The sequence below is a fragment of the Paraliobacillus ryukyuensis genome (assembly GCF_003315295.1).
GTDB classification, from domain to species: domain Bacteria; phylum Bacillota; class Bacilli; order Bacillales; family Amphibacillaceae; genus Paraliobacillus; species Paraliobacillus ryukyuensis.
In genome coordinates this window covers 312932-339383 of the sequence record NZ_QNRI01000001.1, presented here as the reverse complement: position 1 = coordinate 339383, position 26452 = coordinate 312932, and the positions used below count along the sequence as shown (strand labels likewise).

The window sequence follows — 26452 nt, the reverse complement described above, 5'->3', positions numbered from 1 at the left end:
GATACGTTGAAAAAATTTAATTTTTGGCGCTCAAAAAAATTTTGGCAAATTGTTAGTATAAACGGTATTATCATTTTTTGTTTATTTATGCTTTTAATGTTTTCTTCCCATAAACTACTTGTTCAATACCTTACAAATCATTATCAAGAACGAATGGATAATGTAACCGATCGTCTAGAAACCCAAATTACACAAAAAACTTCCGATATTGAAAGTATAACTAGATTTATAGCAAGAAACATAAATTCAGATATGGAGATTAATTCACTTCAATCTACGATAGAAGATCTTACAACATACGGTTCTATTGTAGATGGTATTGTAGTTACTGATTCGGATGGTCACCAAATTGCCTCCTATATTAACAAGTTAGATATTAATTTCAATAAACTTACAGATGATTTGGATACAATAGATGACAAGTTAATGATGAAACATTCCTCGGATCAAAGAGATAATCAATATATCCAGTACTCTAAATTAGTAGGTGGTAATACAGAAGAGCAGCGATGGGTACATTTGTTTTTAGATATCAATAACGAGTCTTTTCAATCTATCTTTCAATCACTTGACTTTGTTGAAGATAGTTATACAGCGATCTTGTCTGACGATGACGTATTATTCAGATACAATAATTTAAATCAACATGAAATAGAATTTATAAACCAACTAGAAGAACAAATTATTGCGAATGATGCAACTAAGACGCAAAAACTGGATATTTCAACTTATGATCATTTTTATAGTTCGCAACAGTCTATTCCAAAATTTGATTGGCGTATTGTGATGGTACTTCCATCATCTGATATTACTGCGTTATCCTATCAATTAAATAAAATTTTAATACCTATTTTCATCATTTTATCTATATTGTTATTTATTATTGTCACTATTTCTGTACAGCAACAATTACGCCCTCTTAATAAACTATTTAAAGCAATTGAAGAGATTAGTGACGGACACTATAATCATCGTATTCGAGACATTGATAACAAGTCTACCATCGGTTCAATAAATGCTAAGTTTAATGTAATGGCCAATAAATTAGACAACTATCGAGGAGATATCAAGCATAAGACAGATCAATTGAAACAACAGAAAAACTTTTTAAATCGAATAATTAACCACAATCCGAACGGCATTTACACCATGAATTGGGAAGGCGAATTTACATTAGTAAATAAAGTATATGCTGATTTATTTGGAAAAACGCCAGAAGAAATTTTAGGAAAAAAAGAAATAGAATTTAATCCAAATCATGAAGAAGCACTTTATTATTTAGATCTAAACAGAAAAATTATTAGAAGTAATCAGGTGCACGAAATAGAGGATTTTCTATTTGATGATAAAGGAAACAAACATTGGTTTCATGTAGGAAAAGTGCCCATCTTGGGAGATGATGGTGAACAAACGCAACTGCTCTGCGTAATTACTGATATTACGGAGCAAAAAGAAAAAGAAGCATTGATTAAACGTCAAGCATACTATGATGATTTAACTGGTATACCGAATCGTTACATGTATAAAGATAAATTAAGACAAATCATTGAGCAATCTGAGAAGAAGAATAAAAAATTTGCTTTACTATTTTTAGATTTAGACCGATTTAAGTATATTAATGATACTTTTGGTCATGAGGCAGGAGACACATTACTTCAAACTGTGGCTAGTCGATTGCAGAATATTTTACTGAAATCTGCCACTGTGTTTCGATTTGGTGGAGATGAGTTTATCATTCTTTTTCCGAATATAGAGGGAAGACAAGAAGTTGCAGATTTAGCAAAAGAAGTATTAGTCAAAATCGCTAAACCGTATTACTTTGAAGAGAATAAGTTTATCACAACAGCTAGTATTGGCATAAGCATCTATCGAGATCACGCGACTGAAATGAAGAGCTTAACAAAGTTTGCTGATATTGCCATGTATCAGTCTAAGCAACAAGGGAAAAACACGTTTCGATTTTACACCGAGGACATGGAAACAGATGTATCAGCTAAACTACGGTTGGAAATGGATTTATATCAAGCTTGTGACAAGCATGAATTTTTCCTGAATTATCAACCTATCATGCATGCGCAAAGTGGAAAAATAATGGGGGCGGAATGTTTGTTAAGATGGGAGCATCATCAACTTGGGTTAATTTCCCCTTCAGAGTTTATTCCAATCGCTGAAGAAACAGGTCTAATACATCATATTGGGGAGTGGGTGTTACGAACTGCTTGTCATCAATTAAAAGATTGGCAAGAAAGATGCTTCAGCAATATGCATTTATCTGTTAATTTGTCTCCAGTACAATTAATGGACCGCGCGTTAGTCAATAAAATAAAACAAATAATTGAAGAAACAAACATTGATCCAAGTTCCTTACAATTAGAGATTACGGAAAGCTCCATTATTCAAAACCAGGAACAAGTAGTAGCATTTATTGCAGAGCTTCAACAACTTGGCGTGCTGATTGCGATCGATGACTTTGGCACAGGCTACTCTTCTCTAAATGTCCTAAAAGAATTACCAATTGATACATTAAAAATTGACCGCTCTTTTCTTGATGATATCCTGTATGATCAAACTGAGGATGTGGTATTGAAGACCATGTTTGATTTAGCAAAAAAATTACGTTTATCCGTTGTAGCGGAAGGGATTGAAACACAAGATCAATTGGCATATATTAGAAATCAATATTGCCAATATGTTCAAGGATTTCTATTTAGTCAACCGTTAACAGTTACTCAATTTACTGAATTTATCTTGCAAAATAAAGAATAGTAGGCATTTAAATTGACATGTATCGCCTTAGTCCATACAATATAAAATAACAATTTATAATTTTTGGTTAATAAATACTTTTCGCTTAATAAATGGTTTCATTTCTCAAGTTAATGAAATATAAGTATGAATTAGTCGTAAGTGTAAAAATTATAAATAGGGTTAAATAATAAAGGTGGTGCCAATGCATGGGAACGAATCATAACACATCTGTTCAAGTTGGTGATTGGGTAAGCGCGAAATCAAGTAGAGGCGAACTGATTCATGGATTTGTTGAAAAAAATGCATTAGATCATAATGTCATTCAATTACGAGTCGTAGCAAGTGACAATAAAATGTTAATGGGGCATAGTATTCAAATTAATCAATCGAAAATCAACCGTTTGGATAATAATCTCTTAAAAACAGAAATTCAACTGAAGCAATTAATTGATTTTGCTCTTGAGACACGTGATCAGGAATGGTTCAATGAACTTCTAAACCAACTTCAATATTTAAAAAAACACAAGAAAAAAGGAAATTTTCATACCTTACCTAAACATAAGACACAACATACAGATCATCATTCATAACGAAAAACCTACCTTTACAAAGAAGGTAGGTTTTTTGTTGACAGAATATCAAAATCATGATATATAGTTGACATTAGCACAAAGCTTGTTAAAGTGCTAATCTGATAAATGAGGAGAGGAGAAAACAACAAATGACAACCAAACAGTTTGAAGCAGAATCAAAACGCTTGTTAGAAATGATGATTAATTCGATTTATTCTCAGCGAGAAGTGTTTTTACGAGAACTAATTTCGAATGCAAGCGATGCAATTGATAAGTTATATTATAAGGCTTTAACAAATGATAATCTTACATTTCATCCTGATGATTATTACATAAAGATAACCCCTAATAAGGAAAAAAGAGAATTAACGATTGAAGACACTGGGATTGGGATGACCAAAGAAGAACTAGTTGATCATTTAGGGGTAATCGCAAAAAGCGGATCACTGGCTTTTAAAAAAGATAATGAATTAAAAGATGGACATGATATTATCGGACAATTTGGTGTAGGCTTTTATGCAGCATTTATGGTAGCAGACAAAGTGACCGTTCGCACCAAGTCGATTGATAGTGACCAAGCTTACGTGTGGGTATCTGAAGGAGCAGAAGGATATACAATCGAACCTTCCAATAAAACAAACGTAGGTACTGAGATCACTTTAACCATTAAAGAAAGTGAAAATGAAGAAGACGATTTCGATCAATTTCTAGAAACGAATCAATTAAAATCAATGATTAAAAAATACTCTGATTTTATTCGTTACCCAATCAAAATGGACATTGTCTCCCAGCAGCCACAAGAAGATGGGGAAGAACCAACTGAGGTAATGGAAGAAAAAACGGTTAACAGTATGATACCAATCTGGAAGAAAAATAAAAGCGAATTAACAGAGGCAGATTACCATCAATTCTACAAGGAAAAACATTATGGTTATGATCAACCACTACAACATATTCATTTAAGTGTGGATGGGAATATCCGTTACGATGCTATTCTGTATATCCCGGAATCTATGCCATACAATTATTATTCTGCAGAATACGAAAAAGGCTTAGAACTTTATTCAAATGGTGTGCTTATCATGAATAAATGTGCAGATTTACTTCCGGATTACTTTAGTTTTGTGAAAGGTTTAGTTGACTCAGAAGATCTTTCTCTAAATATCTCTCGAGAAATGCTACAACATGATCGTCAATTAAAACTAATTGCAAAAAATATTAATCGAAAAGTAAAAAGCGAATTGCAAAAATTGTTAAAGAATGATCGTGAAAAGTATGAAGCGTTCTTTGAATCATTTGGACGCCAGTTGAAATACGGTGTCTATAGTGATTTTGGTCAAAACAAAAATGTTCTTCAAGACTTACTACTTTTCTATTCTTCCAAAGAGAAAAAGCTAGTAACACTTGCTGAATACGTTGATCGTATGGAAGCAGATCAAGCCTATATCTACTATGCAACAGGGGAAACTAATGATCGAATTGAACGATTACCTCAGACTGAATTTGTATTAGATAAAGGTTATGAGGTCTTGTATTTGACAGACGATGTTGATGAATTTGCAGTTAAAATGTTAGCAAATTACCAAGAAAAAGAATTTAAGTCAGTCGCCAGTGGGGACCTAGGATTTGAATCAGAAGAACAGTCAGATACTGAAGATGAAGTGAAAGAAAATCAAGCATTATTAGCCTATATGAAAACAGTTTTAGAAGATAAGGTCAAAGATGTTCGAATTTCCAAACGCCTTAAATCACATCCGGTTTGTTTAAGCAATGATGGTGATATTTCAATCGAAATGGAAAAGGTGTTAAATATGATGCCTAACAATCAACAAATAAAAGCAGATAAGATCTTAGAAGTAAACCCAAATCATGATGTTTTTCAATTATTACAAACATCATTTGATTCCAATCACCATGATCGGACAGATTTATTGACGAATATCTTGTATAATCAAGCGCTTTTGATTGAAGGATTATCGGTTGAAGATCCTGTCGTATTCACAAATGATATTTGGAAGGCTATATCTTCTTAATTATATATAAGTTTAATAATAATTGTTTAATGTTTGAAAAGAGGCACACATTATAAAATGTGGTGTCTTTTTTTAATACTTAGTTTAACAAAGACAAAAAGGGAAATAGGAAAAGGAGTTCATTATTGTAATTCAAAAAAGTGTCACGGAATAGTCATAAATCATTCACAACTTTACAAACCATAAAGTTTAAAATGTAAGAACGGAAATTATTTAAAAGTTATAAATGTTATAATTATATAGTGAATATTTTCACATGCGAAAGAGAGGGATTTTTGTGGAATTTGATACAGTTATTATGAGTCGTTTAATTACAGCGATGACGTTAGGATTTCATATTATTTTTGCTACCTTAGGCGTAGGTGTGCCATTATTTATTTCCATAGCGGAATTTATAGGGATTAAGAAAAGAGACGACCATTACATACTACTTGCCAAACGATGGGCACGTGGTTTTGTTATTACAGTTGCAATTGGTGTTGTGACAGGGACTGCTATTGGGTTACAATTGTCACTTGTTTGGCCAAATTTCATGCAGTTGGCTGGTAACGTGATTGCCCTACCATTATTTATGGAAGTATTTGCATTCTTCTTTGAAGCAATCTTTCTTGGAATTTATTTATATACGTGGAATCGCTTTAAGAATCCATACATTCATTGGCTGTTTTCTATTCCAGTACTGATTGGTGCAGGTATCTCAGCTTTATTTATTACAACAGTAAACTCTTTTATGAATACGCCAGATGGATTCATGATGGAAAATGGCGAATTTGCTGCGGTTAATCCAATAGCAGCTATGTTAAATCCGTCCACCCCAACACGAGTAGCTCACGTGTTAGGTGGTTCTTATGTGACAGTTGCAGCTATCCTTGCAACAATTGCTGCATTTGCTTTATTACGCAAAAAAGGTGCACAACAATACCATAAAAAAGCATTGAAGTTGACGGTTATTTCTATGTTTGTATTTTCTATTGTTACGGCTGTTGCTGGGGATGCATCTGCAAAATTTTTAGCTGAACATCAGCCAGAAAAATTAGCTGCAGCTGAGTGGCATTTTGAAACGGAAAAGAATGCTGACCTAATACTTTTTGGTTGGTTAAACGAAGACAATGAGGTCGTAGGAGAAATACGATTACCAGGATTTTTAAGCTTCCTTGCTCATGGTAACTTTATGGCTGAAGTTACTGGTTTAGAAGCTACCCCTGAAAATGAACGACCACCTCTATGGATACACTATATGTTTGATTTAATGGTGTCGATCGGGATGTTTTTAGTAGGTATTTCGTTTATTTATTTATTGTTTTCAATTATTAAAAAATGGAACGCAAACAATAAGTTATTTCTATGGCTAATGGTATTAAGTGGTCCTTTAGCTATGCTTGCAGTTGAATTTGGTTGGATCTATGCAGAAGAGGGTAGACAGCCGTGGATTTTGCGTGGCTATATGACTGTCGAAGAAGCGGCTACTAGCTCACCTTATATTACACATATGTTCTTCTTATTCTTACTATTGTATGTCGTGTTAGGAACACTATGTGTGATTACATTGCGTAAACTGTTTAAAGATAATCCCGCTGAATTGGAATTAGAGAAAAATACTCCTGTATTTGAGGAAGGAGCGGATAAATAATGAGTTACGAGCTTATTGGAATCTCCGTTTTATGGTTGTTTCTTTACGGTTATTTAATTGTTGCTTCAATTGATTTTGGTGCTGGATTTTTTGCTTATTATGCAAAAGTAACAAAACGAGACCATATTATTAATCAAATTATATCTCGTTATCTTTCTCCTGTTTGGGAAGTAACGAACGTATTCTTAGTGTTCTTTTTTGTTGGTATTGTTGGGTTCTTCCCAAAAAGTGCTTATTACTTTGGTTCAGCTTTGCTTGTTCCAGCAAGTTTTGCAATTATTTTGTTGGCGATAAGAGGTTCTTTCTATGCTTTCGAAAATTATGGATCAAAGCAAAATAACGTATACATGTTTTTATATGGAGCGACTGGATTATTGATTCCTGCCTCTTTATCGACTGCTTTGACGATTTCGGAAGGCGGATTTATTACTGAAGCAAACGGAGTTGTATCTCTTAACTATCTTGAACTATTCACAAGCCCGTTGTCATGGAGTATTGTTGGACTAGCAATCACCGCTTTACTATTCATTAGTGCAAGCTTTTTAACTTATTATGCTTCTAGAGCAAAAGATATCGATGCACTTAATTTAGTAAGAAAATGGGCATTATTTTGGGCAACACCAACGATAATTATGGCCTTAACAACGATGATTGCATTAAGTCAACGAAACGAGCGTCATTTTGATAATATGCTTGATTTGTGGTGGGTGTTTGGTTTATCAATAGCATTCTTTGCCATTGGTATGGGCTTACTATATATCGGTAAGTACTATGGTGTTGCGTTTATCGCCATTATGTTACAATTTTTCTTTGCATTTTTCGGTTACGGTGTTGCGAAGTATCCATATTTACTTGATCCTTATGTTAGCGTGCATGATAGTGTGACTTCAGACGCGATGGCAATTGCTTTAATCATTGCATTTATTGGTGGGTTATTATTACTTGTTCCATCACTTATTTTATTGATGCGTTTATTCTTATTTAATGCGGATTATGCAAAAGGAAAAAAATAACCTTTTATAAAGGATCGATCGACGATGAATCAAATTAAACAATCTTTACAAATGCATAAGTTACGTTTAATCATGCTGGCGTTCCTAACGTTGTTGTTAGGAACGTCCATTATCATTCAAGCTTTAGCAATTACATATGTAGTGAATGGTATCTATATAGATGATGTATCATTTTTGTCTATTGTTAAATGGCTCATCATTTTATTTGGTGCACTTTTGATTCGCGCTACAGCCGATTATCTTAGTAAAAAAATTGGCATATCTATCGCAAGTCACGTAAAAAAACAAACACGCGTTAGATTGTTAAATAAATATCGTAATGAAATTACTAGCATGGAAAATCGTGGTCAAACAGGTGAGAAAGTGAGTTTGTTACTTGATGGCGTCGATGAAATGGATAGTTTTTATAGCCAATTTATTCCACAAGTAATGCAAAGTGCTTTTGTTCCTTTATTGACACTAATTATTATTTTTACACAGCATATGAACTCGGGCATTATTCTAATGGTTACTGCACCATTTATTCCGATTTATATGATTGTAATTGGGATACAAACGCAAAAGAAATCAGAAGAAAAATTGGACAAAATGGCCGCGTTTTCTGGTACATTTTTAGATACGTTAAAAGGGCTAGTTACATTGAAATTATTTAATCGCACGGATCAAAAAAAGAAAGAGATTGAGAGAAGCAGTCTTGGTTTTCGTGATACAACGATGGATATATTAAAAATAGCCTTTACACAATCATTTATGCTTGAAGTAATTTCCATGTTGAGTATCGGGATTGTCGCTTTAGAAATCGCCTTTCAATTAGTGTTGTATAATGGGATCACTTTCTTTACTGCTTTTTTTGTATTGATATTAGTTCCGGAATTTTACACCGCTCTAAAAGAATTAGGAACAACTTTTCATAATGGTCGTAGTAGTATGGGTGCTGCCAAAAAAGTCTTTGAATCGTTCGAAACAAGTGTTGTACCAGTTAAATGGGGCAATCAAGTCTTTGAAAATTCGGATCAAGTGCCGACCATTGTTTTAGAAAATGTTACATTTCGATATGGTGCAGATCGTTTTGCATTAGAAGATATTTCATTTATTTGTCACCCAAATGAAAAAATTGCTATTGTTGGACCAAGTGGAGCAGGTAAATCAACTTTATTAAATTTGTTTGCGGGTATGATCAGTCCCGAGCAGGGACAGCTAACGATTAATGGAGAGTCGTTGTTAACATATACGGAGGCTAGTTGGCTGAACCAAGTTAGTTATATTTCACAAGATCCTTATATATTTGCTGGCACAATTAGAGAAAATATCGCGATCGGGGCTAGTGAATCAATAACAGATGAGGATGTTAAGGATGCCGCAAGAAAAGCGGGAATTGCAACATTAATTGACTCTTTACCCGAAACCTATCAAACCTATATTGGTGAAGGAGGGCGAGGATTATCGAGCGGAGAAAAACAACGCGTTGCGATTGCGCGTGCTTTTATTAAGCAGCCAAATGTCGTCCTATTAGATGAGCCCACGAGAGGATTAGATCTTCAAACAGAGCGGATATTACAGCAATCAACGAAAGAGTTGCAAACATTCGGCACAGTGATTACGATAGCCCATCGTTTGCATACGATCAAAGACGCCGATAAAATTGTCTTTTTGCAAGAGGGGCGAATAACAGGTAATGGCACGCATGATGAACTTTATGCTGCCCTACCAGCTTATCGAGAAATGGTAACCATTCAGCAAGGAGGTACCGCTTGATGACTCCAATGAAACAACTAATTAAGGTATTATGGGTTGAAAAAAAAGATATTATCTCTGCTGTTATCTTTGGTTTTATCGCTGGCATTTCTAGTGTTGGATTATTTGCGGCTAGTGGTTATCTTATTTCTAAAGCAGCATTAGTACCACCCTTGTATGCACTAATCGTATTAACTTCAACCGTGAAATTACTTGGTTTTATTAAAGCTAGCGCGAAATATGCAGAAAGGCTAGTCTCTCACCGAGCAACGTTTACTATCTTAAGTAATTTACGAGTAGAATTCTTTGAGAAGCTAGAACCATTAGTACCACAAATTTTTCGTAAATATCGTAGTGGCGATTTATTAGGAAGAGTGGTTGGCGATGTGGAAAGTTTACAAAACTTCTTTTTACGCGTGTTTTATCCGCCAATTGTTTTAGTATTGGTATTTGTAAGCACAATTTTCTTTACAACGTTTTATTCATGGGCAGTTGCTGTGATATTATTCGTTGGATATTTAATAACAACTTTACTTATCCCGTTCTTGTTTTCATTAAAACAACTAAACATTAAACAGCAAGTAAGCGCAGAACGAGGAAAGTTATCGACGGAAGTTACGGAATTTATGTTTGGTTTTAAAGAATTGAAATTATTTCAACAAGTAGATAATAAAAGACAAGCTCTACTTTCACAAGCGAATAACTATAGTCAAACACAGAACCATGAAAATATCAACAAAGCATTCAATCAATCATTTACTGGCTTTGTCACTTTTATGACAAGTTGGTTAGTGCTAGCAGTGGGAGCTTATCTAGTAGCAATTGGGGATCTGGAAGGTATTTTTCTTGCGATGTTAGTGATGATTTCGTTAACAGTATTTGAACCAATTGCTCCGATGGGTGTATTTCCTATTTATTATCAAGAAAGCCAAACAGCTGTGACACGTTTAGATGAAGTCGTCAATGACCATGATGTTTCACTTGATCAAGGAAATGCAGCATTAAGTACAGATAGTGCACCTTATCTAAGGATGAATCATGTTGCATTCAGTTATCATGGCGATTGGCGAAAGACGCTATCAGACATTTCAATAACAATTCCACGAGGAAGTAAAACTGCGATTGTTGGCGCAAGTGGTTCTGGTAAATCAACCTTGCTACAATTATTGATTAAATTGCAATTTGCTGAAAAAGGGGATTTATTCTGGAATGAGCAAAACTATACAATGATTCGGGCAACATCAATTTGGGAGCAAACACGAGTTGTATTACAAGAAAACCACTTTTTTTATGGAACAATTAGAGAAAACTTGTTAATCGCAGACGAAAATGCTAGTGATCGATTGTTAGAAGATATGTTAAAACGTGTGCTGTTAGATCATTTTTCATTAGAAGGACATGTTGCTGAACGAGGGGAAAATCTGTCTGGAGGGGAAAAACAACGTCTAGCTATTGCACGGGCCATGTTAAAAAGCGGGAAGCTCTGGATCCTAGATGAACCAACATCTTCGTTAGACGCGAAAACAGAACAAGTCATTCTTGATCATATTGAAACGTTAGCCCAAGATGACACATTATTACTCGTTAGTCATCGAATTAATGGATTAGAGAAAATGGACCAAATCATCGTGATGGAGTATGGAAAAATCATCGAAAGCGGAAGATATGATGAATTAATGAAACGTAAGGGCTATTTATATGAAATGAAACAATTAGAACAATCAATGTTAGGATAAATTTGACATAATTAGTAGACATGTTATGATGGAGACAAAATAATTGCAAATTCAAACCACTAGGGGTGTTTTAAGAAAACTGAGATTGAAGTGCACCTTCAAGACCCTTTGAACCTGATCTAGTTTACACTAGCGTAGGGAAGTGAAAAAGGGTTACGTGTAACCACTTTTCTACCTGCGTTGGTGAGAAAAGTGGTTTTTATTTGTATAAAAAGGGAGAGAGTAAACAATATGTTATTTTCAGATCAAATTCAACAAGAAATTGAACCTGTCTGGCAAGCGAGTATTCAACATCCATTTGTGAAGGAAATAGGCGAGGGCACTTTACCACTTGAAAATTTTAAGTTTTATATCATGCAAGATGCTTATTATCTAACACATTTTGCTAAAGTACAATCACTTGGAGCAGCAAAAGCATCTGATTTAGCTACGACCAAAAAAATGAATGTACATGCACAAGGTACGTATGAAGCAGAACTTAGTTTACACGAAACGTTTAGTAAATTATTAAACATTACCGAGCAAGATCAGCGCGTGTTTCAACCAGCGCCAACAGCCTATGCCTATACATCGCACTTATATCAAGCTGCTTACCAAGGACACCTTGGTGATATTATTGCAGCTATCCTTCCATGCTACTGGATTTACCATGATGTTGGGGAGGCTTTAAAGGACAAACAGCCAGAAGAACCTATTTACCAAGAATGGCTTAATGCCTATGGGTCTGAGTGGTTCAAAAATTTAGTGAAAGAGCAAATCAATCACCTAAATGAAATTGCAGAGACCGTTACGCCAGCTGAACGTGAGCGAATGAAAAATCATTTTGTTATTAGTGTGCAATACGAGTATATGTTTTGGGATATGGCTTATCATTTAGAACAATGGCCAGGTGATATAATCTAAAGAAGCACTTTTAAAAACAAGACTTGATATGTTCAAGTCTTGTTTACTGTCTTACGGTTTAAGAATAACTTTTATGCACTCATCTTGTTTATTATTAAAAATTTGATAACCATAATCAGCTTTAGCTAATGGTAGTTCATGCGTAATGATACAGGTTGGATCAATTTTTCCTTCTTTAATTTGTTGATAGAGAGGTTGCATATAGGTTCTTGCATGTGCTTGTCCGGTTTTAATTTGAATATTTCGAGCAAAGAAAGCACCCAAAGGAAATAAATTGTAGTTGCCACCATAGACACCAGTAATCTGGAAGGTACCACATTTTTTAATTGCTTTCGTCGCAATCTGTATAGGTCCTAAGGTTCCTCCTTGTAGTTTCAATTTTTGCTCAACAAATTCTAAAGGTGATTTTTTACCATCCATACCTACACAGTCGATTACAACATCTGCACCACCTTTGGTAGTTTCTTTTAAAAACTCGCCCATATCATCATGTTTTGTAAAATCAAATACTTCTGTTTGGTTAAACTTTTTGGCTTGAGTCAATCGATAATCAATGTGATCAATAGCTATGACTCGGTCTGCACCTGCTTGCCAAGCAAATTGTTGTGTCATCAATCCAATTGGCCCACAACCTAGTACAATGACAGTATCTCCCGGTTTTACTCCTGCATTTTTTACGCTCCAATAAGCAGTAGGGAGTACGTCAGACAAAAACAAGAGGGTAGGATCCTCCATTTCACAATCCGGTGGAATAAGAAAAGCAGTTGCGTCCGCAAATGGCACACGTAAATATTCTGCTTGTCCACCTGGATAGTTCCCGAATTTTTCTGAGTAGCCAAAGTAACCACCAGAATCGTAATGAGGATTGACGTTGTCACATTGGCTTTCCATATGATGGTTACAATAAAAACAGCTACCACATGATACAGTGAATGGTATTACCACACGATCTCCCTTTTTGAATCGTCTTACTGATTTGCCAACTTCTTCTACTATCCCCATTGGTTCATGACCAATAATATAGCCTTTGGGTAACGGGAAATTCCCTTGATAGAGATGTAGATCAGAACCACAAATTGCTGTAGATGTCACACGTATAATAATATCTTGCGCATCTTCAAGGAATGGTTCTTCTACTTTATTAACAGCGACTTGATTTTTTCCTTCATAAGTTACAGCATGCATCATTTCGAGTATCATCTCCCTTTATGTAATCAATTTAAAAGTAGTATGAGAATAATCAGTAGTTTTATTCGTAATAATAGAGTTCTAGGCGTCAAAATGACACATTAAAAAGGAAGAAACCTTGAAAAATAGTTTCTTGCTTTTTTAACTATCTTGTTAAAGGTTTTGGTGGTGTGTTAAAAACGGTAGCTGGTGCTAGCGGAAGTTTAGGAACAGGGCCATAAGGGAAAGGTTGTTCTATATAACGGAATTGTCCTCGTCCATCCGGTGCTGTTCCTTGCGCCCAAGGCCCGTTTGCATCCGATTGCCCTTGCGAAGTATTGTAAAAATCATAAGCTACTTCTTGTTTTTGCAACTCTTTTGGAAAATTTGTCGGAACAACAACATCTTGTGCTTTATTTTCTAATTCACGAATCGCGGCAATCCATTGATTTTGATGGGCAGTATCTCTTGCAATGAGAAAACTCAACGTATCTTTGACTAAAGGGTCGTCTGAGATTTCGTATAAGCGACTGACTTGAAGACGTCCTTGTGATTCTGCGGTTAAATTTGCACGAAAGTCAGCCAGTAAATTTCCACTGGCAACGATGTAGTCAGCTGACCATCGGTTACCAACACTATCAGCCGGCATTGCACCTAATCCTGAAACAATCGCGTGTTGGGGGTTCATTCCACCTAGTACAGCAGCTAACGCGGGATCATAATTAAATGCCTCCAATTGACTTTCCATTGGTGTTCCATCTAAAAGACGTGCTATTAATGTCGCTAAAATTTCAATATGCGCAATTTCTTCTGTACCGATATCAAATAGCAAATCACGATACTTTTTATTGCCCCGACAGTTAAATCCTTGAAATAAATATTGCATCATTACGGACATTTCACCCCATTGTCCACCTAATACTTCTTGCAGTTTTTTAGCAAATACAGGATCTGGTCTGCTAACTTTTGCTTCATATTGTAATTCTTTTACATGATAAAACATAGAACCCCTCCTTTAACGTCATCCTTTAATATGTATGAGATTAAATAACTGTTTAATGTCAACTTTATTTGATGGTAGGCATCATAAATTAAGCGTGATAGGCTATACTACTTGTGAAAATAGGAGGGGATTGGCATTGACTGACAAAGAGAAAAATTTGGCTTGGTGGCAATTAGCTTTAATAGGGGTCGGATGTACGATTGGGACAGGTTTTTTTCTTGGATCAGCTATTGCGATTCAACAGGGGGGGCCTGCTGTTGTTGCTTTATTTTTAATGGGGGCTATAGCAACATATATCGTATATGATGCATTATCGATCCTAACAGCTAACGATCCGCAAGAAGGTTCGTTTCGGACATATGCCAAAAATGCTTTTGGTTCATGGGCGGGTTTCAGTAATGGCTGGGTATACTGGTCTTCAGAAATGCTCATTATGGGTAGCCAACTCACCGCTATCTCTATTTTTGCCCAGTTTTGGTTTCCCTCTATGCCGATATGGGTGTTATCTGTCATCTTTGGCTCTTTAGGGGTTGCAGTAATCTTGTTAGGTGTTTCTGGTTTTGAGAAAGTAGAAAATATCTTTGGAATGATGAAAATAGCGGCTATAATTATGTTTATTATTATTGGGTTTTTAGTAATTTTTGGCGTTATCCAGGGAGACACGTCCTGGTTAACATTTACCAAAGACAAGCTATTACCAAAAGGAACAATCGGGATTTGGACAGCGTTTATCTATGTGCTTTATGCCTATGGCGGGATTGAAGTAATGGGAATTATGGCGAATGAACTGAAAGAACCAAAAGACGCACCAAAGTCAGGAAAAGTGATGCTTGGGTTATTAAGCTGTATTTATATTATTTCGATAGGCTTGTGTGTTTGGTTACTACCAATAAAAGCATTCAATGGCGATAAAAGTCCGTTTTTACTACTTTTAGAAAAACTGGATCTAACTATTATTACGCATATTTTTAACGGCATTTTAATCATTGGTGGATTTTCAACCATGGTTGCTTCTTTATACGGGATTACCACTATTTTAACTAATTTATCAGAAGATGGCGATGCACCAAAACTATTTTCAAAAAAAGGGAAAAGGAACGTACCGTATTATGCGGTAGCCTTAACAACCAGCGGCTTAGTTCTATCCATTGTAATCGCATTTTTGATACCAGATAAGGTATATGAATACATTACCACTGCAGCAAGCTTAATGTTAATTTATATTTGGATTTTCATTTTGTTTACGTACAGTAAATTAAGTAAGTTAACAGTGATAGCAAAATGGAAGCAACGCATAGGTGTCTTACTGTTAGCAGTAGGTGTGCTAGGAACTTTATTTGATGCTATAGGTAGAATTGGATTATTAATTAGCGGTGTCTTTCTGACAGTCATTAGTGTCGTGACGATCATTGTCCAAAAAAAGCAGGTACATTAAAACAATAATTGAAATGCATGATAGCCAAAATATCCCGCAAAACCAAGCAAACAGACCGCAGATAAAACGGTTATCATCTGCAAAAAAATTGGCTTTAAAAAATAACGGAAACCACTGGATAGAGTAGCCATAAAAATATCCCATAACATTAATCCAGCAAGTATCGCTGCACCATAATAAATCACTTGTGCTAAGTCGTATTTATGTAAAGAGTTTGCTAAGATGGAACCATAAATCCCCAACCAAAATAAAATGGACAAAGGATTAGTTAACGAAAGAATAAAACCACTCCAAAACGTTTTGACTAATGAATCCTTATTCGTCCGAGTATCAGATGGTGAAAGAGAGGCTAAATTGGTTAAGCTTTCTATAGCAGTATATGCTAAAACGAATGAACCAAATGACCATAGAAATACACGTACAAATGAGGATTCTAATAAATGAACCACCCCAAAAAAGACCGCAATGATAAACAAGCATTCAGCTAAAATCGAACCAAGACCAATAAACCAAGCATGCATAAATCCATTTTTAATCCCTTGACTCATTTGAGCGGCATTAATTGGACCGATTGGAGCTGCTAGTGATAATCCTAACAGGACATAACTTAACAAAACCATGAAGATGACTCCCTTCTATATAGAACATAGCTTGTACAAATATATTCTATGAAAAGAAGGGATATGCTCAAAAAAGTTGGGATAAAATACATCTTTTTATAAACTGAAATGTTCCAAACTTTTATCGACGATATCTTGATTAATACCAATATAGCGTAAAGTGATATCTGGAGAAGAGTGGTTAAAAATGTCTTGCAATAAAGCTACGTTTTTGTGCATTGTATAATGCCAAAAACCAAAAGTCTTTCGCAAACTATGTGTACCAAAATCAGGGATTCCAACATTGTTGGCTGCTTTATTTAAAATTTTATAAGCTTGCACACGTTTGATTGGAAAATCCGTTTTATGGGAAGCAAATAAATAATCATCCAGTGACATATGTTTTGTGTAATCCACAATTATGTTTCTAAGTTCTAAATTTATTAAGAAACGCTTATTTTTTCTCGTTTTTGTTTCTCTGATAACGATATGTGTTTGATCCCGAACATCCGTTACTCGTAAAGGAAGTAGATCACTAATTCGAAGCCCCGTATTAATGCCCATCACAAACAAAAAATAGTTTCGATAGGAGTGTTTCCATAATTCCTGTTTCATTGCTTCAATTAAAAACTTATCGCGTATCGGTTGGACTGTTTGCATTCCCTTACTAATAAGTGCATGATAATCAGACTTAATACGGTAACGTCGCTTTTTATCATTTTGTTTTGAACGACTTAATTCTTCCATCTTGAGATTTAATTCGTAGGTACCGTACTTTGATAGAAGATACATATATTCTCCTTCCGTTAAGAAAACATTCGTTGTATATTCTGTCTTTTCCATCAGTAATTCCTCCAATCCATCCCACACATAATATCACGCATCGAACGAATACTCACTCGTCACAAAAAAGATAATTTGCTTAGAATCCCCCTCTGCGTAACAGAGGATTGTTGTATAATTAGAATATATGTAATAAAAAGGATGAATGATTATATTCAATATGTTTCATTCCATAATTATACTATTACATAATTTTTTAATTAGTTCTCGAATCAACAAGCTTTCATATGTTTTCACAATGAAACATAATATCTATTATGTTTCATTACATATTTTACTATCATTTTTGAACGGGAGCAACTAAAAATTTATAATATAAAAGACGTTGGTAAAAAGTGAGACCGCTTCTAAAGGCAGTAGAAGAATGGTAGAGTTCGTATATTAAATATGCGAATTTTCAATTAGAAAGTAGGGAATTTTCTAAGTTAGAGATAGCTGGAATAATCATCATGACAATTGCAACAATTATTTTCCTTTATACACTTGTGTTCGAGCAAAATTTTTGGAGTTGTCTTTATTTGCTGATTAGCCTATCATTCTTTATTCAACTAAGTATTAGAAAAAAGCGACAAAACAAGCAACATTCGTAATATATGAATTCATTTAGTTGAAGCTGACAGAAGTCGGGTTTTTTATCATTTATATTCAAATAAATATTTGAATATAAGGTTTAATTTCTTTATAATATATTCAAACAAACTTTTTAATAAACGAGGTTTTTTAGATGATAGTTGATACAAATCGGTTCGAGTTCACCTGTCTTCATAAAGACAAAGTAGATCGTGTCAGAGAACGGATGAAAGATCAAAATACAATGGATGTCGCTAAAATGCTGAAGGCAGTGGCAGATGCTACAAGAGTTCACATTGTATGTGCTCTAACCATTGAAGAAGAACTTTGTGTCTGTGATATGGCGAATATTATTTCATGTAGTGTAGCTTCTACTTCTCATCACTTACGAACACTAAAGAAAGCTGGTATTACAACGACAAGAAAAGAAGGAAAGACAGTTTATTATACATTAGAGGATAACATCATGGTTGAACTAGTGATGAAAATGGTTTTTGAACAAAACAAAGTATCAGTTTAAAGGAGAACACGTTATGCAAAAAATGAAAAATAATACTTGTTGCAATAGTAACCAGATTCAAGCAAATAGTTGCTGTAACCATACAAAACAGACGGCTGGTTTGCAAACTTCTACAGTAGCAACTACAACACCTTCCAATCAATCAGAGGAGAAATTAGATTGTTGCGAAAGTGAAACAAATGATGATTCAGACTCCTATGACTCGAGTTGCACGAATCATAGCGATTCTTTTTGTTCAGTAGCTAAGGAGCAATCAAATGAAGAAGCAATAAAACACCATACTAATGAAGCAATTGACTTTTATCGAGTACAGTACACCGTCTCTGGAATGGATTGTGGTGCATGTGCGAAAACAATTGAAAAGTCTGTAGCAAACATGGAAGCTGTGCAGACAGTAGAAGTACAGTTTGGCACTGCAAAGATGAACGTTGCCGCAAAAAATCAAGCTGTTATCCAAGAAATACCACGAAAGGTTGCTAAACTTGGTTATAAGGCAGAAGAGATTGGTTCGCATAAGGATAAAGGGGAGATCTATTTTGTTGAAGGTATGGATTGTGGGGCATGTGCAAAAACAATTGAGAAGCATATGCGTACAATTCCTAACGTCCAACAAGTAACCGTCAATTTCTCTACAAGTAAAATGGATATTAGTCACTCAACAGATCAGGAAACTATTATTAGTGAAGTTAAAAAGGCTGGTTATAATGCTACTTTAGCTTCTAAACGAGCTCGAGGAAATACTGCTCCTGCTAAATTAATTGATTTAAGTGCGATGTTTGTAATTATTTCAGGATTGCTTCTTGGAACTGGTGTTGGATTATCCTTCATAGGTGTTCCATCTACCATCTCAAACGTATTTTATGGAGCAGGGATGGTAATTAGCGGATATAAACCAGTAAAAAGTGCTTATTTCGCTGTAAAGAGTCGGGCTTTGGATATGAACGTATTAATGTCCGTCGCTGCTATTGGGGCGGCTTTAATTGGGGAATGGTTAGAAGGAGCACTTGTTGTCTGGCTCTTCTCTTTAGGTGCTTTACTTCAAATAAAGTCGATAGATCGTACTCGAAATTCAGTAAAAGAATTGATGGAGTTAGCTCCTCTAGAAGCATTGGTTAAGCGCGGACAGGATATTGTAAAAGTATCTGTAGAAGCGGTTACTATATCTGATATTATCCTTGTCAAACCCGGGGATCGAATTCCGCTTGATGGCGAGATTGTCAAAGGGGAATCAAGTGTTAACCAAGCGTCCATAACGGGGGAATCAATTCCAGTTGATAAAACAGTAACAGATGACGTTTTTGCTGGTACAGTTAATGGACATGGAACATTGGAAATAGAAGTCACCAAACTAGCACAAGATACCACGATAGCGAAAATCATTGAAATGGTGGAGGACGCGCAAGGCAAACAGGCGCCTTCGCAAGCTTTTATTGATAAATTCGCTTCTATTTATACGCCCATCGTGTTTGTTGTTGCATTGATTATTATGGTACTTCCCCCACTAGTGCAGCTTGGGACATGGGGAGAATGGTTTTATCGAGGTCTTGAACTGTTAGTTATCGCCTGTCCGTGTGCATTGGTTATTTCAACCCCAGTGGCGATTGTGGCCGCAATTGGAAATGCAGCCAAAAATGGTGTGTTAATCAAAGGTGGTGCGTTCTTGGAAAAAGCGGGCACAATTACAGCCATTGCTTTTGATAAAACGGGGACAATTACAGCTGGTAAACCAACAGTTTCAGACGTGGAAGTGTTTCACAAAGATGAAACAGCATTACTACAATTAGCACGAACATTAGAAGCATATTCAAATCATCCGATTGCGAAATCCATTGTGGATTATACGGAAGCAAAACAAATCAACATATTAGAAGGAGAGAACTTTCAAAGCATTGTGGGTAAAGGCGTAAGTGCCACAATAGATGGTACCACTTATTATGCTGGTAACCGAAAATTATTCAATGATTTGGGTGTCGAACCAATTCCAAAAACAATTGATCAATTGCAAGAACAAGCGAAAACTATTGTTATTATTGGAAATAATATTGAAATACTCGGTGTGATCTGTGTAGAAGATACCATTCGCACGACGACAGTAAAAGCAATGAAACAGCTTGAAAATGACGGCATGAAAGAAAAGGTCATGCTGACGGGTGATAATGAAAAAACAGCTGCATTTATGGCGAAACAATCGAATATGACACGTTATTATGCTAACTTGCTCCCCGAGGATAAGGTTACTTCGATTAAAAAATTGCAGCAGGCAGGTTATCAAACTGCAATGGTTGGTGATGGCATTAACGATGCACCAGCGCTTGCGACAGCTGATTTAGGAATTGCAATGGGTGGAGCTGGAACAGACACAGCAATTGAGACAGCTGATGTGGTGTTAATGGCCGATAACCTTGAAAAACTGCCCTTCACCATGAAGCTTAGTAAGAAAGCATTAACGATTATTAAACAAAATGTCTGGTTCTCCGTGCTAATCAAGGTTGTAGCTCTTGTACTAGTTCTTCCTGGGTGGTTTACACTTTGGTTAGCTGTATTAAGTGATACAGGCGCTGCATTACTTGTGATCTTAAACAGTTTACGTCTTTTTAAATTAAAATAATATTTTTGGGTCCTTGTTTGTGCATCTAATCAAACAGGACCTTTTTTTGTTGCGTGACTTGTAAAAATAATTTGAATTTATCGTGAATGAGAACAGCTATTGACAGTAAGATGAAAACTTTGCTAACTTTAGCTTAGTAAAGAGAATAAGTATGCTAGTCTACCTTTTATTGAATATAAAGTTAATTTTTATACAGTAGTAGGGAATACTTAAGAAAATGGAGACTCATGGTTAGGGAAGGATAGATACATCGGTTTGAAAAACATCATTGTCGTTATTGGTTCATTTATTGTAGCAATTGCATTTAACTTATTTCTCGTTCCTTACGATGTTTTGAGTAGTGGAATGAGCGGGATAGCCATATTGATTGGTATCTTAACACCTTTTGATATTGGTTTACTAAATTTTTTACTTAATGTACCGCTTTTAATTATCGGTTATATTAAGCTTGGAAAAACCATCATTATTAACACAATTGTCTGTGTTGTTTCCTTATCTATATTTTTATATGCTATTCCGGTCGTCCCTGTCGCAGATAATATTTTGTTATCAAGTATTTTTGGCGGGGTGTTCGGTGGTGCTGGCATTGGGTTGATTATGAAGTACTCTGGAACTTCTGGCGGTCTGGATATTATCGCTATCATCTTATCAAGGTCTAGTAATGTCAGTGTCGGTATGTTACTCACAGGAATGAATGGTTTAATTGTTTTACTTTCTGGATCAGTGTTCGGATGGAATATCGCTTTATATACCATGCTATCCATTTACCTTACTGGAAAAGTTATTGATACCATCCACACAAATCATATTAAATTAACAATGCAAATCGTTACTTCAGAAGGGGATGCGATACGTAAAGAGCTTATTGACTCTATTTATCGTGGAATTACTTTAATGGATGGGTATGGTGGTTATACAGAAGAAAAAAAACAAATTTTAATGATGGTAGTAACACGTTATGAGACAATGCAAATTAAACAAATTGTGCGAAAGTATGATAAAAAAGCTTTTATTAACATATATGAAACAGTGGAGGTAGATGGAGAATTTGCAAGAAATTAATTGAAAAAGTACCTAGCTTTGATTGGAGAAACACCCTATTATATAGACATTAGACACGTCTATCTATGGGTGCTTTTTTATTTTATAAAATGACAATAAACTTCTTAAATTGGTAATAGAACTACGTTAGCTGTAGTCTATGTGAAATTCACTGAATTGTCAAACTTTTTATAAATTAATTAGTACTATTAAGTTACAATTATAAGTAATATTAGGTATAAAATTGAATTACAGAGAGGTGTGTAATTAAACAGGTGGAGGATTTATATGATTGATAAATATTTCATTAATAAGAATATATTCCTTTTGCTAGTAAGTCGTTTTATTTCACAAATGGGTGACTACATATTTCTTCCTGCAATTCTTTGGTTGGCTATTGACTCCGAAAGTGGTTCTAGAACTTGGTTAGGTATCATTTCTATCGTCATTTTAATACCACCATTTTTAGGTTTTTTATTTGGATTGATAGCGGATAATAGATCAAAGAGAAGTATCATGGTGGTCAGTGATTTAATTAGATTATGCTTATGTATTCTATTATTATGTAATCAAATTACGATACAGTCGATGCTTATTATTACCTTAATTATATTTCTTATTGAAAGTCTTGGCCAGTTATTTAATATCTCCTCCCAATCCTTCATACCTGATATTATCCCTAAGGAAAAGTATCTAAAAGCTAATTCATATTTTAGTGTTATTAATAACCTTACTGGAATTATTGGTTTTGCTGTTGGAGGTATCTTAATAGCGATATTAGATTTTCAGTTAATCATTCTCCTCAATGCCTTAACATTTACAGTATCCGCTCTATTGATTTATCTTATTGATAACAAAGCTGTTGTTGCTCTTAAAACGAATGAAAAAGAAGAGATTGATAAAAAAAATAGGTTCATTGAAAATCTTACTGCAAGTTTTAAATCCGTCTTTAAAAATAAACTTTTGACAAGTATTCTGCTAATAGCGTGTATAGTAAATATGTTTTCTGCTTCAATTGAGATGTTGATAACGGTATGGACACACGATAGTTTAAACATGAATTCTGATCATTTCGGTATATTAATGGCAACCATTTTAACGGGAGCTTTAGCTGGAGGCTGGGTTGCCAATTTGAAGTTGTTTAAAAAAAGCTCTGCTGTATCTATTGTTGCATTATCGACTTTATTATTTGGATGTATCTTTTTAACAGTTTCGTTTCCCCCTTTTTTTATATAAATGTTATACAATTTTTTACAGCAGGGATTTTTCTATCTATTAATAGTATTCATTTCACAACAGCTATCATGACTGCGACTGATCAAAGTTTAATGGGACAGGTATTTGGAATTATTCAGACAATCATACGGGGTGGACAACCATTAGGAGTTGCTATCGTTACTTGGCTTATTACATTTGTTAATGTGTCTTTTATATTTTTAGGCATAGGAGCTACTATCGGTTTAGCAGGGCTAACACTATTTTTAATTAGCATAAGACATTTCTCAACATCTAAAAAGATCTATCAACCAGAACAAAAACCTTCGGAGTTATAAACTTCAAATGTGTATGGAGAATTTTCAGATGACGATACCAGAAGCTAAAGTTACAATTAGTATAGCAGAGAATGTAATCTGATTAGAGCGAAAAGCTAGATCATATTTTAGATCTAGCTTTTTTGATATAGGTTATAAAAATAGATGACGCTACATTTCAACCATCAAAGAAATTCCAATTCCTCCACCAACACACAGGGAAGCTATCCCATAATGGTTATTCCTCTTCTTCATTTCATGTAACAATGTTACTAAAATGCGAGCACCAGATGCACCAATTGGGTGTCCTAGGGCAATAGCGCCACCATTTACATTTACTTTTGTCTGATCAATCTCTAAGTCTCGCAAAACAGCAAGACTCTGAGCTGCGAATGCTTCATTAAATTCGAATAGATCAATTTCTCCCAAATTAACACTTGTTTTTTCTAATAATTTTTGCGTGGAGTAATACGGTGCATATCCCATTAGCGAAGGATCTGTGCCAACTTCTGCATATGCCTTCAAAGTGGCTAAATACGGAATATTCTTCGCTTCAGCAGTAGATTTTTTCATCAATACGACAGCTGCAGCACAATCGTTGATTCCTGAAGCATTCCCTGCAGAAACTGAACCGTTTTCAATAAATGGCGTTTTTAGTTTTTGTAAATCTTCTAGTGTTACATTCGGACGTATGTGTTCGTCAGTCTTAAATACATTGGATTCATCATCTTCTAATGGAATAGGAACTATTTCTTCTTGAAATCTGTTCCTTTCTAAAGCTGCTTTTGCTTTTTGTTGTGACTGCAATGCAAATTGATCTTGATCTTCGCGAGTAATACCATATTTTTTTGCTACATTTTCAGCAGTAACACCCATATGTGTCTGCTCAAATGCATCTGTTAAGCCATCATGGATCATACTATCTGTTAGTTTTTTATCCTCTAAAGTCTTGTCCCAACGATAACCATGAACAAGATGGGGGGCTTGGCTCATATTTTCTGTACCACCGGCAACAACAACATCCGCTTCACCAAGTTGAATCGCCTGACTACCTAGAATAATAGACTTCATACCAGAACCACATACTTCATTAATCGTCATGGCTGGCACATGATATGGAATACCTGCATGGACAGAGATTTGTCTGGCCACGTTTTGACCTAATCCTGCTTGCAATACATTTCCAAATATTACTGAATCAACTTCTGTATTCGAAATATTCGCTTGTTTCATTGCAGCTTTGACTGTATAAACCCCTAAGTCTTTTGCGGATATATTTTTTAAGCTACCACCAAATTTACCGATTGGGGTACGCATTGCACTTACAATTACGACTTCTTCCATTATTAAGCACTCCTTTAAAACTAATCAATTACTACAAAAGTAGCAGTTTGTACTTCCTGTTATAGTATAACATGGAACGAAGAAAATATAGAAATACAAAGGTATGCATCAATAATAATACTAATTAGTAAAGAAAATCGGTTAATTTTGCACTTTTCAATAGCAAAAAACATCAAAATCATCTAAAATAGGAAAAGCAAACACATATTTAAAAAGGGTGAAACAGATTGAAAATAGGAATTGATAAGATCGGCTTTTATACGCCTAATATGTATGTCGAAACAGAAAATCTTGCGAAAGCTCGTCATATTGATCCAGGAAAGTTTACGATCGGAATAGGCCAAGAAAAAATGGCAGTTACCCCGATTACGCAAGATGCTGTCTCATTGGCTGCTAATGCGGCGTTAGAAATTTTAACAGCTGAGGATAAAAAAGCGATTGATTATGTCATCTTTGCTACAGAGTCAGGGATTGACCATTCGAAAGCGGCTTCTATTTATATACATGAATTATTAGATTTAGAGCCAAATGTACGATCCATAGAAGTGAAACAAGCTTGTTACAGTGCTACAGCTGGTATTCAGATTGCAAAAGGGCATATCGCGCTTAATCCTGAAAGCAAAGTATTGATTTTGGGTGCAGATATTTCTCGTTATGGACTAGAAACTTCTGGTGAAGTGACGCAAGGGGCAGGAGCAGTTGCTATGGTAGTAAGTGCTGATCCTAAAATTATGACAATTGAAAGTCCGAGTGTTTATCAAACAGAAGATGTGATGGATTTCTGGCGACCATTACATTCAGATACTGCGTTTGTTCAAGGAAAATACTCTGTTGATCAGTACATTAAATTTTTCCAAAATCTTTATTACGCACATCATGATAAAACAAACATTGGACTGAGCGATTTGGATGCTATCTTATTCCATTTACCGTATACTAAAATGGGAATGAAAGCACTAAAATCAGTAGTAGAAGAGGCAAATGAAGCAGATAGAGAACGATTGCTAGCTAATTTTGATATTAGTAAACGTTATAATGCAATTGTAGGGAATATTTATACAGGCTCCCTTTATCTAAGTCTAATCTCTTTATTAGAGTTAAATACGACGATTGAAGCGGGCTCACGTATCGGTTTGTTTAGCTATGGTTCGGGTGCAGTAGGGGAATTTTTCACTGGAATTTTACAACCAAACTATAGAGAAGCATTATATAAAGAAAAACATGACAACATGTTAGATAATCGAACGGAAGTAAGCGTAGAAGCATACGAAAAAACATTCCAAGATACGATCCCCTCAGGAACAGAAAATATTGAATTACCGATTGAACAAGATCCGGCAACCATTTGTTTCGCTGGTATTAAAGATCATATGCGTCAATATGTTAATAAAAATAACTAATGATAAAAAGCCGTTAATCTA

At 35.1% G+C, this 26452-nt stretch carries 20 protein-coding genes and 1 riboswitch; of the genes, 15 read left to right on the top strand and 5 right to left on the bottom strand.

All coding sequences use genetic code 11. The features are described from left to right. Nucleotides 1-6 precede the first annotated feature (6 nt). From DES48_RS01880 to tenA, 8 genes are all read left to right on the top strand, one after another. On the top strand, nt 7-2766 hold the full coding sequence (locus tag DES48_RS01880) for an EAL domain-containing protein (protein WP_170126146.1): 2760 nt from the start codon (nt 7-9) through the stop codon (nt 2764-2766). A gap of 188 nt (nt 2767-2954) precedes the next feature. After that, a complete protein-coding gene (locus DES48_RS01875; protein WP_113866376.1) occupies nt 2955-3338 on the top strand; it encodes an IDEAL domain-containing protein in 384 nt (127 codons plus the stop codon). Between the two features lie 131 nt (nt 3339-3469). After that, the gene (gene htpG, locus DES48_RS01870) at nt 3470-5353 is read left to right on the top strand and encodes a molecular chaperone HtpG (protein WP_079709609.1); all 1884 of its coding nucleotides are present in this window, start codon (nt 3470-3472) and stop codon (nt 5351-5353) included. Between the two features lie 277 nt (nt 5354-5630). Beyond that, a complete protein-coding gene (locus tag DES48_RS01865) occupies nt 5631-6983 on the top strand; it encodes a cytochrome ubiquinol oxidase subunit I (RefSeq protein ID WP_245911256.1) in 1353 nt (450 codons plus the stop codon). Then, nucleotides 6983-7996 (top strand): cytochrome d ubiquinol oxidase subunit II, encoded by a 1014-nt coding sequence (locus DES48_RS01860; protein ID WP_179123875.1) that lies wholly within the window; start codon nt 6983-6985, stop codon nt 7994-7996. The genes DES48_RS01865 and DES48_RS01860 overlap by 1 nt, the downstream gene beginning before the upstream one ends. Before the next feature lie 24 nt (nt 7997-8020). Continuing rightward, the gene (gene cydD, locus DES48_RS01855; RefSeq protein ID WP_113866372.1) at nt 8021-9751 is read left to right on the top strand and encodes a thiol reductant ABC exporter subunit CydD; all 1731 of its coding nucleotides are present in this window, start codon (nt 8021-8023) and stop codon (nt 9749-9751) included. After that, the gene (gene cydC / locus DES48_RS01850) at nt 9751-11466 is read left to right on the top strand and encodes a thiol reductant ABC exporter subunit CydC (RefSeq protein WP_113866370.1); all 1716 of its coding nucleotides are present in this window, start codon (nt 9751-9753) and stop codon (nt 11464-11466) included. The genes cydD and cydC overlap by 1 nt, the downstream gene beginning before the upstream one ends. A gap of 51 nt (nt 11467-11517) precedes the next feature. Continuing rightward, a riboswitch (TPP riboswitch) is annotated at nt 11518-11624 on the top strand. 73 nt (nt 11625-11697) lie between these two features. Beyond that, on the top strand, nt 11698-12369 hold the full coding sequence (tenA, locus tag DES48_RS01845) for a thiaminase II (RefSeq protein ID WP_113866811.1): 672 nt from the start codon (nt 11698-11700) through the stop codon (nt 12367-12369). Between the two features lie 51 nt (nt 12370-12420). Here the strand turns inward: tenA and DES48_RS01840 are convergent, their stop codons facing one another. Together DES48_RS01840 and DES48_RS01835 are read right to left on the bottom strand one after the other, a co-directional pair. Beyond that, nucleotides 12421-13554, bottom strand: coding sequence for a zinc-dependent alcohol dehydrogenase (locus DES48_RS01840; RefSeq protein ID WP_113866809.1), 1134 nt, complete (start codon nt 13552-13554; stop codon nt 12421-12423). Nucleotides 13555-13702: 148 nt separating this feature from the next. Next, complete coding sequence (locus DES48_RS01835) at nt 13703-14539, bottom strand: manganese catalase (RefSeq protein WP_113866368.1); 837 nt, start codon at nt 14537-14539, stop codon at nt 13703-13705. 136 nt (nt 14540-14675) lie between these two features. Here DES48_RS01835 and DES48_RS01830 point away from each other — a divergent pair, with 136 nt between their 5' ends. After that, nucleotides 14676-15974, top strand: coding sequence for an amino acid permease (locus DES48_RS01830; RefSeq protein ID WP_245911255.1), 1299 nt, complete (start codon nt 14676-14678; stop codon nt 15972-15974). On the opposite strand, the gene DES48_RS01825 is transcribed toward DES48_RS01830, so the two are convergent. Both DES48_RS01825 and DES48_RS01820 read right to left on the bottom strand, forming a co-directional pair. Then, entirely contained in the window at nt 15971-16594 is a 624-nt protein-coding gene (locus DES48_RS01825) for a LysE family transporter (RefSeq protein WP_113866364.1), read from the bottom strand. The two genes, DES48_RS01830 and DES48_RS01825, sit on opposite strands and share 4 nt — an antisense overlap. A 96-nt stretch (nt 16595-16690) precedes the next feature. Next, nucleotides 16691-17233 carry a site-specific integrase gene (locus DES48_RS01820; protein WP_113866807.1) on the bottom strand — a complete coding sequence of 181 codons (543 nt, stop codon included), beginning with the start codon at nt 17231-17233 and terminating at the stop codon, nt 16691-16693. A 907-nt stretch (nt 17234-18140) separates the two neighbouring features. Between DES48_RS01820 and DES48_RS01815 the strand changes: the two genes are divergently transcribed. The 5 genes from DES48_RS01815 to DES48_RS01795 all read left to right on the top strand — a co-directional run bounded on the left by DES48_RS01815 (nt 18141) and on the right by DES48_RS01795 (nt 23708). Continuing rightward, a complete protein-coding gene (locus DES48_RS01815) occupies nt 18141-18506 on the top strand; it encodes an ArsR/SmtB family transcription factor (protein ID WP_113866361.1) in 366 nt (121 codons plus the stop codon). 13 nt (nt 18507-18519) lie between these two features. Next, on the top strand, nt 18520-21114 hold the full coding sequence (locus DES48_RS01810; RefSeq protein ID WP_211318461.1) for a heavy metal translocating P-type ATPase: 2595 nt from the start codon (nt 18520-18522) through the stop codon (nt 21112-21114). A gap of 255 nt (nt 21115-21369) precedes the next feature. After that, on the top strand, nt 21370-22176 hold the full coding sequence (locus DES48_RS01805; protein WP_113866359.1) for a YitT family protein: 807 nt from the start codon (nt 21370-21372) through the stop codon (nt 22174-22176). Between the two features lie 267 nt (nt 22177-22443). Further along, nucleotides 22444-23391, top strand: coding sequence for an MFS transporter (locus DES48_RS01800; RefSeq protein WP_113866357.1), 948 nt, complete (start codon nt 22444-22446; stop codon nt 23389-23391). A gap of 68 nt (nt 23392-23459) precedes the next feature. Then, nucleotides 23460-23708: an MFS transporter gene (locus tag DES48_RS01795; RefSeq protein ID WP_147232374.1), complete on the top strand. Its 249-nt coding sequence runs from the start codon at nt 23460-23462 to the stop codon at nt 23706-23708. Nucleotides 23709-23858: 150 nt separating this feature from the next. On the opposite strand, the gene DES48_RS01790 is transcribed toward DES48_RS01795, so the two are convergent. After that, nucleotides 23859-25031, bottom strand: a complete 1173-nt coding sequence (locus tag DES48_RS01790) for an acetyl-CoA C-acetyltransferase (RefSeq protein WP_113866353.1) — start codon at nt 25029-25031, stop codon at nt 23859-23861. Nucleotides 25032-25258: 227 nt separating this feature from the next. On the opposite strand from DES48_RS01790, the gene DES48_RS01785 reads away from it, so the two are divergent. After that, nucleotides 25259-26431 carry a hydroxymethylglutaryl-CoA synthase gene (locus tag DES48_RS01785; RefSeq protein ID WP_079709622.1) on the top strand — a complete coding sequence of 391 codons (1173 nt, stop codon included), beginning with the start codon at nt 25259-25261 and terminating at the stop codon, nt 26429-26431. The last annotated feature ends 21 nt before the right edge of the window (nt 26432-26452 follow it).